Source organism: Neisseria sp. GT4A_CT1 (assembly GCF_000227275.1).
Lineage (GTDB): Bacteria > Pseudomonadota > Gammaproteobacteria > Burkholderiales > Neisseriaceae > Neisseria.
Genome location: NZ_JH164971.1, coordinates 71,487 through 83,694 on the forward strand (window position 1 = coordinate 71,487; position 12,208 = coordinate 83,694).

Genomic DNA, 12,208 nt, shown 5'->3' on the forward strand with positions numbered 1-12,208 from the left:
TTATTTGAGGCGGGTTGTTGCCGCCCTCAGTTGTTTGGTACGGTTTGGTCTTTGTTCCTTTTCGGTCTGTTTTTGGCTGAGGGTCTTTTAACTCCTTTAGGTAGGCGACCTTTTGCGCGCATATAGCACAACTCTTCGATAAGCTCTGCCTGTGTTTTTTCGTGGTCGGGTTTATCTGCGATGAAGGGGTTTTTGCGGTGTTGGGGCATGGTTTTGGATTGGGGATGTTCGAGTGCGCCGATACCGCCTTCTTGATAGGCGCGTATCCATCGTCTCAGGTGGGTTCGGGAAATGCCGTAGTGGTCTGCGGTACGCTGTTGGCTGCGTATATGCAGGTAGTGGAGTACGGCTTGGTATTTGAAGTGTAATGTATATTTGCTCATAAAAAAACTGCACCTTGTGAGTTGGAGGGGATGTCCAACTTTTGGGGTGCAGTTCAAGCTGATATCGTCGGCTTTCAGACGACCTTTTCATCTGTCTGCAAGCCTTTCCCGCTATAATTCCCGCTTTCGCTATTTTCAGACGGCCTCTCTTCTATGAAATCCTACCCCGATTCCTATCTCCATTTCGAAAACCTCGACGCCCCCGAAACGCAAAACTTTGCCGCTGAAGCGCATGCCGAAACGCGTGCGCGTTTTTTGGAAAGCGATAAGGCGCGCGCGCTGTCGGACGGGATTTTGGCGCAGATGCAGGACACGCGGCAGATTCCGTTTTGTCAGGAACACCGCGCGCGGATGTACCATTTCCATCAGGACGCGGAGTATCCGAAGGGCGTGTACCGCGTGTGTACGGCGGCGACCTACCGTTCGGGCTATCCCGAGTGGAAAATCCTGTTTTCGGTGGCGGATTTCGACGAACTGCTCGGCGACGATGTGTATCTGGGCGGGGTGTCGCACTTGGTGGAGCAGCCCAACCGCGCGCTGTTGACTTTGAGCAAATCGGGCGGCGATACGGCTTATACGTTGGAAGTGGATTTGGAGACGGGCGAGTTGGTCGAGGGCGGCTTTCATTTTCCGGCGGGGAAAAACCATGTGTCGTGGCGCGATGAAAACAGCGTGTGGGTGTGTCCGGCTTGGGACGAACGGCAGTTGACCGAATCGGGTTATCCGCGTGAGGTGTGGCTGGTGGAGCGCGGCAAGAGTTTCGAGGAAAGCCTGCCGGTTTACCAAATTGATAAAGGCGCGATGATGGTAAATGCATGGCGTTACCTCGATCCGCAGGGTTCGCCGATTGATTTGATTGAAGCGTCGGACGGTTTTTACACCAAGACGTATTTGCAGGTGTCGTCCGAAGGCGAGGCGAAACCTTTGAACCTGCCCGCCGATTGCGACGTGGTCGGCTATCTGGCGGGGCATCTTCTGCTGACGCTGCGCAAGGACTGGCACCGTGCGAACCAAAGCTATCCGAGCGGCGCGCTGGTGGCGGTGAAGCTGAATCGGGGCGAACTCGGGGCGGCGCAGCTTTTGTTTGCGCCCGATGAAACGCAGGCATTGGAAAGCGTGGAAACGACCAAGCGTTTTGTGGTGGCGAGCCTGCTGGAAAACGTGCAAGGCCGTCTGAAAGCGTGGCGGTTTGCCGATGGCAAATGGCAGGAAGCTGAGTTGCCGCGCCTGCCTTCGGGCGCGCTGGAAATGACCGACCAGCCTTGGGGCGGCGATGTGGTTTACCTTGCCGCCAGCGATTTCACCACGCCGCTGACGCTGTTTGCGCTGGATTTGAACGTGATGGAACTGACCGTCATGCGCCGCCAGCCGCAGCAGTTTGTTTCAGACGGCATCGAAGTACGGCAGTTTTGGGCGGTTTCGTCCGACGGCGAAAGCATCCCTTATTTCCATGTCGGCAAAAACGCCGCGCCCGACACGCCGACGCTGGTCTATGCCTACGGCGGTTTCGGCGTGCCCGAGCTGCCGCATTATCTGGGCAGCATCGGCAAATACTGGCTGGAAGAGGGCAACGCCTTCGTGTTGGCGAACATACGCGGCGGCGGCGAGTTCGGCCCGCGCTGGCATCAGGCGGCGCAGGGAATCAGCAAACACAAAAGCGTCGATGATTTGCTTGCCGTCGTGCGCGATTTGTCCGAACGCGGCATGAGTTCGCCCAAACACATCGGCTTGCAGGGCGGCAGCAACGGCGGCCTGATTACCGCCGCCGCCTTCGTGCGCGAACCGCAAAGCATAGGCGCGCTGGTGTGCGAAGTGCCGCTGACCGATATGATCCGCTATCCGCTGCTCTCCGCCGGCGCAAGCTGGACGGACGAATACGGCAACCCGCAGAAATACGAAGTCTGCAAACGCTGGCTGGGCGAATTGTCGCCGTATCACAATCTTTCAGACGGCATCAATTATCCGCCCGCACTCATCACCACCAGCCTCAGCGACGACCGCGTCCATCCCGCTCACGCGCTCAAGTTCTACGCCAAACTGCGCGAAACCTCCGCGCAATCGTGGCTCTACGCTCCGGACGGCGGCGGTCATACCGGCAACGGCACGCAACGCGAATCCGCCGACGAACTCGCCTGCGTATTGCTGTTTTTGAAAGAATTTTTGGAGTAAGGGCGGGAGCGACACTGCTGCCGCGAATGAAAAAAGGTCGTCTGAAAACCGGAAAATCAGTTTTCAGACGACCTTTCTGATTATTAATTTATTGATATTAAAGAAAAACAAATTCCCGCTTGTAGGTTAAAATCAGGCTATGCTAATATGCACAACAACAGGTTTTTCCAGAATAATCTGTGTTAGAATGCAGGTTTAGATGGAAAACTCTATCCGAACTCGGTACAATACCGACGAATTTATTTCTCTTAAACAACCCGCCGCAAGGCAAAAGGAACGACTGATATGTCAAACATTGAACAACAAGTTAAGAAAATTGTTGCTGAACAACTGGGCGTAAACGAAGCCGAAGTCAAAAACGAATCTTCCTTCCAAGACGACCTGGGTGCAGATTCTTTGGACACCGTAGAACTGGTTATGGCTTTGGAAGAAGCTTTCGGTTGCGAAATCCCCGATGAAGAAGCCGAAAAAATCACTACCGTACAACTGGCTATCGACTACATCAACGCCCACAACGGCTAATCGGCCGCACCAAACACCCCAGCCTCTGCTGCGTTAGCGCAATAGAGGCTGTTACCTTATATATGTGGGGCAAAATCCGTTATAATAGCCGCCCGGAATCCGATTCCGAACCGCTATTATCATTTTCAGACGGCATCTTGCCGCATCCCACCGAAAACCAACAGCGAGATTATCATGAGTCAGAGAAGAGTAGTCATCACAGGCCTCGGCCAAGTATCACCGGTCGGCAACGACGTCGCCACCGCATGGAGCAACCTGCTCGCAGGCAAAAGCGGCATCGGCCGGATTACCCGCTTTGACGCATCCGACATCAACAGCCAAATCGCCGGCGAAGTGCGCGATTTCGACATCGGCCAATACATCAGCGCGAAAGAAGCCCGCCGCATGGACGTATTCATCCATTACGGCATCGCTGCCGCGCTGCAAGCCATCAGCGATGCCGGTTTGGACGAATTGGAAAGCCTCGATAAAGACCGCGTCGGCGTGAACATCGGTTCCGGCATCGGTGGCCTGCCCAGCATCGAAGCCACCGGTAAAGCCGTTATCGAAGGCGGCGCGCGTAAAATCAATCCTTTCTTTATCCCCGGTTCGCTGATCAACTTGATTGCGGGCCACGTTACCATCCTCAAAGGCTACCGCGGCCCCAGCTACGGCATGGTTTCCGCCTGTACCACCGGCGCACACTCCATCGGCGACTCCGCCCGACTGATCAAATACGGCGACGCGGACGTGATGATTGCAGGGGGTGCCGAAGGCGCGATCAGCACTTTGGGCGTCGGCGGCTTCGCAGCCATGAAAGCCCTTTCCACCCGCAACGACGATCCCGCCACCGCTTCCCGTCCGTGGGATAAAGGTCGCGACGGCTTCGTTATCGGCGAAGGCGCAGGCGTGCTGGTGTTGGAAGAATTGGAACACGCCAAAAAACGCGGCGCGAAAATCTACGCCGAAATCGTCGGCTTCGGCATGAGTTCCGATGCTTACCATATCACCGCCCCGAACGAAGAAGGCCCTGCATTGGCGGTTACCCGCGCGCTGAAAGATGCCGGACTGAATCCCGAAGACGTCGATTACGTCAACGCACACGGTACGTCCACTCCGTTGGGTGATGCCAACGAAACCAAAGCGCTCAAACGCGCGCTGGGCGACCATGCCCGCAAAGTCATCGTCAACTCCACCAAATCCATGACCGGCCACTTACTCGGCGCGGCAGGCGGCGTGGAAGCGCTGTACAGCGTGTTGGCGGTACACGAGCAAAAATCCCCGCCGACCATCAACATCTTCGAACAAGACATCGAAGCGGGCTGCGATTTGGACTACTGCGCCAACGAAGCGCGCGACGCGAAAATCGACGTTGCCATCTCCAATTCCTTCGGCTTCGGCGGCACCAACGGTACGCTGGTGTTCAAACGTTTCAAAGACTGATTGAAGCAGTTTGAAACAAGACGAAAGGTCGTCTGAAAACCTGAAACAAGGGTTTTCAGACGACCTTTTTCATGTTGGCAAACATGGGGCTTATAGTGGATTAAATTTAAATCAGGACAAGGCGACGAAGCCGCAGACAGTACAGATAGTACGGAACCGATTCACTTGGTGCTTCAGCACCTTAGAGAATCGTTCTCTTTGAGCTAAGGCGAGGCAACGCTGTACTGGTTTAAAGTTAATCCACTATATAGTGAAAAAGCCGGGTTTCGCATCATGCAAAATCCGGCTTGAAAAGCGGTCGAAGAGGCTTTTGGTCGGTATCTGATTGTCGTCTTATGCCTGATAATCGATGCCCAACTGTTTCAGCAGATACTCAAATGTTTCCGGCGTATCGAAGTGGAGGACGATTTTGCCTTTTTTGTGATTGGTGGTTTTGACTTCCGCGTTAACGCCCAGCCTTTCGGTCAACACGTCATTCAGACGACGTATATCGGGACTGATGGTTTTTTTGATTTCCTGTTTGGTTTGATGGGCGATTTGGCTGCGGCGTTCGACTTCGCGCACCGACCAACCGTTTTTTACCGCTTTTTGTGCCAATTCAAGCTGCTCGACTACGGGCAGGGTCAGCAGGGCGCGGGCGTGTCCCATCTCAAGATGGCGGTGGTAGAGCATTTCTTGGACCGGCTCGGGCAGGCTCAACAGGCGCAGGCTGTTGGAAATGGCGCTGCGGCTTTTGCCGACCGCCTTGGCGATGGTTTCATGAGTCAGTCCGAACTCGTCGGCGAGGCGTTTCAAACCTTGCGCTTCTTCAATCGGGTTTAAGTTTTCGCGTTGCAGGTTTTCAATCAAACCCATTGCCAGCGCAGTCTCGTCGCTGATGGTTTTGATGACGACCGGAATCTCGGTCAGTCCGGCGAGCTGGGATGCGCGCCAGCGGCGTTCGCCGGCGATCAGTTCATATTGGGAAAGGCCGTGTTCGCGCACGATGACCGGCTGGATAACGCCTTGCGCTTTAATCGAATCCGCCAGCTCCTGCAAGGCTTCGTCGTCCATCTGTACCCGCGCCTGATAGCGGCCGGGTTGGATGTCGTTGATGGCGACGGTAGTCAGGCGGTCGCTGCTGCTGTTGTCCACGCCGTTGGAAATCAGGGAATCTAAACCGCGGCCCAAACCGCCTTTTGCTTTTGCCATATCGTGTCCCTTTCAGACGACCCTAAGGATGAAAAAACAGTATTCTATCGGATATTCACAAGCGCCGACAATTTGTATTGCTGTGTTATTCCAAGTGGCGATTTTTACTATAATGAACCCCCTCGGTTATTTTTCAGACGACCCACAGAAAGATTATTTATGACCCGACGCCTGATTATCGGCATCAGCGGTGCCAGCGGTTTCCAATATGGAGTCAAAGCCTTACAGCTTTTGCGCGCACATGACGTCGAAACGCATTTGGTGGTTTCCAAAGGTGCGGAAATGACACGCGCTTTGGAAACGGGCTACACAAAAGAAGAAGTCTATGCTCTCGCCGATGTCGTGTATTCCGTCAACCACATCGGCGAACGCATTGCCAGCGGCTCGTTTAAAACAGACGGGATGTTGATTGCGCCTTGCTCCATGCGGACGCTGGCATCCGTCGCACACGGATTCGGCGACAATCTTTTGACCCGCGCTGCCGATGTGGTTTTGAAAGAACGCCGGCGGTTGGTGTTGATGGTGCGTGAAGCGCCGTTAAACCTTGCCCATATTGAAAACATGCGCCGAGTGACCGAAATGGGCGGCATTATTTTCCCGCCCATTCCTGCCATGTATCAGCAGCCGCAAACCATTGACGACATCATTACCCACAGCGTGGCACATGCTTTGGACATGTTCGGCATCGAGACCGAGGGCGTACCCAGATGGAACGGCGGACAAACCGAAGCAGACTGAAGACAATGCAGTTTGATAACGGAACTTTGCCGCCCCGAAGCTCGCCGCAAACGTGCTAAGCTGCTGAATTTTCCAGCAGAATCAGGTATAATGGCGGTCTATTTCCGTCCGTCGGACAGCTTGACCGTCCGGGTGGCGCGCCCAACTGTCGTTCAGACGACCTCAGCAGAAATTCTTTTAAAAAAATCTTACAGATAAAGACCATGACTGACCAAAAACACGAAGAATACGGCGCCGACAGCATACAAGTGCTGGAAGGCTTGGAAGCGGTACGCAAACGCCCCGGTATGTATATCGGTGACACGCAGGACGGCAGCGGCCTGCACCACATGGTGTTCGAAGTATTGGACAACGCCATCGACGAAGCACTGGCGGGACATTGCGACAAAATCACCGTAACCATCCATGCCGACAATTCCGTCAGCGTGGCCGACAACGGGCGCGGCATGCCCACCGGCATCCACCCGAAAGAAGGACGCTCCGCCGCCGAAGTCATCATGACCGTATTGCACGCGGGCGGCAAGTTCGACAACAACAGCTACAAAATCTCCGGCGGCCTGCACGGCGTGGGCGTATCCGTCGTCAACGCGCTGTCCGACTGGGTAACGCTGACCATCTACCGCGACGGCAAGGAACACTTTGTCCGCTTCGTGCGCGGCGAAACCGAAGAGCCGTTGAAAGTTGTCGGCGATTCCGACAAAAAAGGTACGACTGTGCGCTTCCTCGCCAGCGCAGAAACCTTCGGCAACGTCGAATACAGCTTCGACATCCTCGCCAAACGCATCCGCGAACTTTCCTTCCTGAACAACGGCGTGGACATCGAATTGATTGACGAACGCGACGGCAAACACGAAAGTTTCGCCCTTTCCGGCGGCGTGGCAGGTTTCGTGCAATACATGAACCGCAAAAAAACGCCGTTGCACGAAAAAATCTTTTACGCGTTCGGCGAGAAAGACGGTATGAGCGTCGAATGTGCGATGCAGTGGAACGACAGCTATCAGGAAAGCGTGCAGTGCTTCACCAACAACATTCCGCAGCGCGACGGCGGTACGCACCTGACCGCATTGCGCCAAGTGATGACGCGCACCATCAACAGCTACATCGAAGCCAACGAAGTCGCCAAAAAAGCCAAAGTTGAAACCGCCGGCGACGATATGCGCGAAGGCTTGACCTGCGTGTTGTCCGTCAAACTGCCCGACCCCAAATTCTCGTCGCAAACCAAAGACAAACTGGTTTCCAGCGAAATCGGCCCCGTCGTCAACGAAGTCATCAACCAAGCACTGACCGACTTCCTGGAAGAGAATCCGAACGAAGCCAAAATCATCACCAGCAAAATCGTCGATGCCGCCCGCGCGCGCGAAGCTGCCCGCAAAGCCCGCGAAATCACCCGCCGCAAAGGCGTGATGGACGGCTTGGGGCTGCCCGGCAAACTCGCCGACTGCCAAGAAAAAGACCCTGCCTTGTCAGAGCTTTATCTGGTCGAGGGCGATTCCGCCGGCGGTTCTGCCAAACAAGGCCGCGACCGTAAATTCCAAGCCATTTTGCCGCTCAAAGGTAAAATTTTGAACGTCGAAAAAGCCCGTTTTGAAAAAATGCTCGCCAGCCAAGAGGTCGCCACCCTGATTACCGCGCTGGGCGCAGGCATCGGCAAAGAAGAGTTCAACCCCGAAAAACTGCGTTACCACCGCATCATCATCATGACCGATGCCGACGTGGACGGCGCGCACATCCGCACCCTGCTCCTGACCTTCTTCTACCGCCAAATGCCCGAGCTGGTCGAACGCGGCTACATCTACATTGCCCAGCCGCCGCTTTACAAAGCCAAATACGGCAAGCAGGAGCGTTACCTCAAAGACGAACTGGAAAAAGACCAATGGCTGCTCGGCCTCGCCTTGGAAAAAGCCAAAATCGTTTCAGACGGCCGCACCATCGAAGGCGCAGAACTTGCCGATACCGCCAAACAATTCCTGTTGGCGAAAACCGTTATCGAACAGGAAAGCCGCTTCGTGGACGAACTCGTCCTGCGCGCCATGCTGCACGCGTCGCCCATCGATTTGACGTCGTCTGAAAACGCCGATAAAGCCGTTGCCGAACTTTCCGGTTTACTCGACGAAAAAGAAGTCGCCCTCGAACGCATCGAAGGACACGAAGGCAACCGCTTCATCAAAATCACCCGCAAGCTGCACGGCAACGTCATGGTCAGCTACATCGAACCCAAGTTCCTCAACAGCAAAGCCTACCAAACCCTCACCCAAACCGCCGCCGCGCTCAAAGGCTTGGTCGGCGAGGGCGCCAAGCTTTATAAAGGCGAGAACGAGTACGACGTGGACAGCTTTGAAACCGCGCTGAACATCCTGCTCCAAAACACCCAAAAAGGCATGTCCATCCAGCGATACAAAGGTTTGGGCGAGATGAATCCCGAACAGCTCTGGGAAACCACGATGGATCCCGCCGTGCGCCGTCTGTTGAAAGTGCGCATCGAAGACGCCATCGCCGCCGACGAAGTGTTCGTTACCCTGATGGGCGACGAAGTCGAACCGCGCCGCGCCTTCATCGAAAACAACGCCCTGATTGCGCAAAATATTGACGCTTGATAGGGGGTGAAGCATGAAAAGGTCGTCTGAAAATGGGGATTTCCGGTTTTCAGACGACCTTTTTGCTTGATGGGAACGTTGCGGCGTCATGCTGCATGAAATATTTGAACCATGTGGTTTGTTGCCCTGATAATCCACTATAAAACGCCACTGTCTGTACCTTTGGGTAACAAATTGCGACCAATCGGAAATTTTATCCGCATTTTTTTCAAATTATAGGCATATTAATATGCAAACGTAGTTTGATTATTGCAAACCTCCTTCTTGGGTCACGCCGGAGCGTATGGTGTTTCGGCTGTCCGCATTTTTTAACTCATTTTTATGGAAACCCCATGATGAAAAGCAACCGTCTTGCCTGCGTTGTTTTGGCAGCCTTGTTATCCCTCCAAACCTTGCCTGCGTATGCCGCCAAACCGGATACTGCTTCAGCCGTCGAAGCATCTGCGCCAAACTCGAAAAATGCTTCAACTGTTTCAGAGGACGAGATCGCCAAACAAACAATCACCGGCCCGGCAGTTATCGACTTGGGCAACCAGGCAAAACTGAAACTGCCCGCCAAAATGGTCTTTATTAAAAAAGATGCCGCCAATAGCTTGATGGAAGAATGGGGTAATGGCACAAATCCCGACCGCTACGGGCTGATTATTCCGGAGCAAAAAAATAAAGACAGCGCAGCCCCTTGGTGGGTCGATTTGAATTTCAATGATTCCGGTTACATCAAAGACGACGATGCCAAAGAATGGGATGTCGAAGGCATGCTCAAGCAGCTGAAAGAAGGTTCTGAGGAGCAAAACAAAGAACGTGCCGCCCGCAACCTGCCTGAATTGGAAACGCGCGGCTGGGTGGAAAAACCGCAATATGATGCGGCTACCCACCGCCTGATTTGGTCGATTGACGTTTTGGAGAAAAACAAACCCGACCAAAATCCTGCCATCAACTACAACACTTACCAGCTCGGCCGCGAAGGTTTTATCGAACTGACCATGGTCACCGATTTGAACAGCGTAGACCAATACAAACCTATCGCACGGGAATTATTGGGCAATATCGAATTCAACGAAGGCAAGCGTTACAGCGATTTCAATGCCGCGACCGACAAAGTGGCGGAATACGGATTGGCTGCCTTAGTCGGCGGATTGGCTGCGAAAAAACTGGGCTTGCTGGCCCTTGCAGGCGCATTGCTCGCCAAATTCGGCAAATTGATTGCTGTCGGCGTGATTGGGGCTGGCGCGCTGTTTAAAGGCTTATGGCGCAAAAAAGATAAAAATCAAAGCGAAGAATAAGTTTCTGCGAAACTAAAAAAGGTCGTCTGAAAATTTTCAGACGACCTTTTCAACGTTTTAAGAACGTATCCGTTTCAACACTTCTTCCTTGCCGATTAATGCCAACACGGCATCGACGCTGGGTGTTTTCGCCGTGCCACAGACGGCGAGGCGCAGGGGCATGCCGAGTTTGCCCATTTTGATGCCTTCTTCGTCGCAGAAGGGTTTGAACAGGTCGTGGATGGCTTCGGCGTTCCAGTCTTCCAGCCCTTCGAGGCGTTCGGCGAAGCGCAGCATACGGGCGGCAGCTTCGTTGTCCCAATGTTTCTGCACGTCCGCTTCGGCAGGCGTTTGTTTGACGTAGAAGTAGAGGCACTCGTCGGCGAGCGTGTTCAGGTCTTGGGCGCGGTCTTTGACCAGTGCCAACACGTCTTCCAACGCGGGTTTTGCCGTGTCGTAAATGTCGCGCAGGGCAAGGCGGGGTTTGACGAGTTCGGCGAGTTTTTCGTTGGGCGTGATTTTGATGTGTTCGCCGTTGATCCAGTAGAGTTTCTTCAAGTCCATGCGGCTGGGCGACGGGGAAACGTCTTTCAAATCAAACCATTCGATGAATTGTTCCATCGTGAAGAACTCGTCGTCGCCGTGCGCCCAACCCAAACGAGCCAGATAGTTGAGCATGGCTTCGGGCAGGATACCCATCGCGCCGAAATCGGTGATGGCAACGGTATCGCCGCTGCGTTTGGAGATTTTTTTGCCTTGTTCGTTGAGAATCATGGGCAGGTGGCCGTATTCGGGCAGGTTCGCGCCGATGGCTTTTAAGATGTTGATTTGTTTTGGGGTGTTGTTCACATGGTCGTCGCCACGGATAACGTGGGTAACGCCCATGTCGTAGTCGTCCACGACGACGCAGAAGTTGTAGGTCGGCGTACCGTCGGCGCGGGCGATAATCAGGTCGTCGAGTGCTTCGTTGGGAATGGAGATTTCGCCTTTGACCAAGTCCGTCCACTTGGTAACGCCGTCCAAAGGCGTTTTGAAGCGGACGACGGGTTGCACGTCGGCAGGGATTTCGGGCAGGGTTTTGCCTGCTTCGGGACGCCAGCGGCGGTCGTAAGTCGCCGTGCCTTCTTTTTCGGCTTTCTCACGCATGGCTTCCAGCTCTTCTTTGCTGCAATAGCAGTAGTAGGCGGCGCCTTTTTCCAAGAGTTCGGCGATGACTTCTTTGTAGCGGTCGAAGCGGCGGGTTTGGTACACGACGTTGTCGGCGTTGTCGTAATCGAGACCGACCCATTTCATGCCGTCGAGGATGATATTGACGGATTCGGCGGTGGAACGCGCCAAGTCGGTGTCTTCGATACGCAATAGGAACTCGCCTTTGTGATGGCGGGCAAACGCCCATGAAAACAAGGCAGTGCGCACGCCGCCGATGTGCAGGTAGCCGGTGGGGCTGGGGGCGAAACGGGTTTTGACGGTCATGATGGCTCCAGAATCTTTTAAAACGGGTATTTTACTGTTTTTAGACGGAATCGGACAATGAAAGGTCGTCTGAAACCTGAAAATTCGGTTTGAACTGCACCCCAAAAGTTGGACATCCCCTCCAACTCACAAGGTGCAGTTTTTTTATGAGCAAATATACATTACACTTCAAATACCAAGCCGTACTCCACTACCTGCATATACGCAGCCAACAACGTACCGCAGACCACTACGGCATTTCCCGAACCCACCTGAGACGATGGATACGCGCCTATCAAGAAGGCGGTATCGGCGCACTCGAACATCCCCAATCCAAAACCATGCCCCAACACCGCAAAAACCCCTTCATCGCAGATAAACCCGACCACGAAAAACACAGCAGAGCTTATCGAAGAGTTGTGCTATATGCGCGCAAAGGTCGCCTACCTAAAGGAGTTAAAAGCCCTCAGCCAAA

General features: G+C 54.0%; 10 protein-coding genes. 7 read left to right on the forward strand and 3 right to left on the reverse strand.

The window, feature by feature from the left end:
- Positions 1–26: 26 nt before the first annotated feature.
- Positions 27–383, reverse strand: a complete 357-nt coding sequence (locus HMPREF1028_RS12160; RefSeq protein ID WP_009313088.1) for a helix-turn-helix domain-containing protein — start codon at positions 381–383, stop codon at positions 27–29.
- A 153-nt stretch (positions 384–536) separates the two neighbouring features.
- Between HMPREF1028_RS12160 and HMPREF1028_RS12165 the strand changes: the two genes are divergently transcribed.
- The 3 genes from HMPREF1028_RS12165 to fabF all read left to right on the forward strand — a co-directional run bounded on the left by HMPREF1028_RS12165 (position 537) and on the right by fabF (position 4,496).
- On the forward strand, positions 537–2,552 hold the full coding sequence (locus HMPREF1028_RS12165) for a prolyl oligopeptidase family protein (protein WP_009313089.1): 2,016 nt from the start codon (positions 537–539) through the stop codon (positions 2,550–2,552).
- Positions 2,553–2,837: 285 nt separating this feature from the next.
- Positions 2,838–3,074 (forward strand): acyl carrier protein, encoded by a 237-nt coding sequence (acpP, locus tag HMPREF1028_RS12170; protein ID WP_003742600.1) that lies wholly within the window; start codon positions 2,838–2,840, stop codon positions 3,072–3,074.
- A 174-nt stretch (positions 3,075–3,248) separates the two neighbouring features.
- Complete coding sequence (gene fabF, locus HMPREF1028_RS12175) at positions 3,249–4,496, forward strand: beta-ketoacyl-ACP synthase II (protein WP_003768942.1); 1,248 nt, start codon at positions 3,249–3,251, stop codon at positions 4,494–4,496.
- A gap of 333 nt (positions 4,497–4,829) precedes the next feature.
- On the opposite strand, the gene HMPREF1028_RS12180 is transcribed toward fabF, so the two are convergent.
- A complete protein-coding gene (locus HMPREF1028_RS12180) occupies positions 4,830–5,687 on the reverse strand; it encodes a ParB/RepB/Spo0J family partition protein (protein WP_003761057.1) in 858 nt (285 codons plus the stop codon).
- 159 nt (positions 5,688–5,846) lie between these two features.
- Here HMPREF1028_RS12180 and HMPREF1028_RS12185 point away from each other — a divergent pair, with 159 nt between their 5' ends.
- The 3 genes from HMPREF1028_RS12185 (at position 5,847) to HMPREF1028_RS12195 (ending at position 10,302) form a co-directional block, all read left to right on the forward strand.
- Positions 5,847–6,425, forward strand: coding sequence for a UbiX family flavin prenyltransferase (locus HMPREF1028_RS12185; protein WP_003775953.1), 579 nt, complete (start codon positions 5,847–5,849; stop codon positions 6,423–6,425).
- Between the two features lie 203 nt (positions 6,426–6,628).
- Positions 6,629–9,019, forward strand: a complete 2,391-nt coding sequence (gyrB, locus tag HMPREF1028_RS12190) for a DNA topoisomerase (ATP-hydrolyzing) subunit B (protein WP_009313090.1) — start codon at positions 6,629–6,631, stop codon at positions 9,017–9,019.
- A 332-nt stretch (positions 9,020–9,351) separates the two neighbouring features.
- The gene (locus HMPREF1028_RS12195) at positions 9,352–10,302 is read left to right on the forward strand and encodes a DUF2167 domain-containing protein (protein ID WP_009313091.1); all 951 of its coding nucleotides are present in this window, start codon (positions 9,352–9,354) and stop codon (positions 10,300–10,302) included.
- 57 nt (positions 10,303–10,359) lie between these two features.
- Here HMPREF1028_RS12195 and gltX read toward each other — a convergent pair whose 3' ends face one another.
- The gene (gltX, locus tag HMPREF1028_RS12200) at positions 10,360–11,754 is read right to left on the reverse strand and encodes a glutamate--tRNA ligase (protein ID WP_009313092.1); all 1,395 of its coding nucleotides are present in this window, start codon (positions 11,752–11,754) and stop codon (positions 10,360–10,362) included.
- A gap of 146 nt (positions 11,755–11,900) precedes the next feature.
- Between gltX and HMPREF1028_RS12205 the strand changes: the two genes are divergently transcribed.
- On the forward strand, positions 11,901–12,208 hold a 308-nt coding region (locus HMPREF1028_RS12205; protein ID WP_009313093.1), incomplete at its 3' end, for a helix-turn-helix domain-containing protein.

Excerpts from the sequence above, each read along its gene's own strand:
- HMPREF1028_RS12160 (WP_009313088.1), bottom strand. The coding sequence starts at position 383 with ATGAGCAAATATACATTACACTTCAAATACCAAGCCGTACTCCACTAC.
- HMPREF1028_RS12165 (WP_009313089.1), top strand. The coding sequence starts at position 537 with ATGAAATCCTACCCCGATTCCTATCTCCATTTCGAAAACCTCGACGCC.
- acpP (WP_003742600.1), top strand. The coding sequence starts at position 2,838 with ATGTCAAACATTGAACAACAAGTTAAGAAAATTGTTGCTGAACAACTG.
- fabF (WP_003768942.1), top strand. The coding sequence starts at position 3,249 with ATGAGTCAGAGAAGAGTAGTCATCACAGGCCTCGGCCAAGTATCACCG.
- HMPREF1028_RS12180 (WP_003761057.1), bottom strand. The coding sequence starts at position 5,687 with ATGGCAAAAGCAAAAGGCGGTTTGGGCCGCGGTTTAGATTCCCTGATT.
- HMPREF1028_RS12185 (WP_003775953.1), top strand. The coding sequence starts at position 5,847 with ATGACCCGACGCCTGATTATCGGCATCAGCGGTGCCAGCGGTTTCCAA.
- gyrB (WP_009313090.1), top strand. The coding sequence starts at position 6,629 with ATGACTGACCAAAAACACGAAGAATACGGCGCCGACAGCATACAAGTG.
- HMPREF1028_RS12195 (WP_009313091.1), top strand. The coding sequence starts at position 9,352 with ATGATGAAAAGCAACCGTCTTGCCTGCGTTGTTTTGGCAGCCTTGTTA.
- gltX (WP_009313092.1), bottom strand. The coding sequence starts at position 11,754 with ATGACCGTCAAAACCCGTTTCGCCCCCAGCCCCACCGGCTACCTGCAC.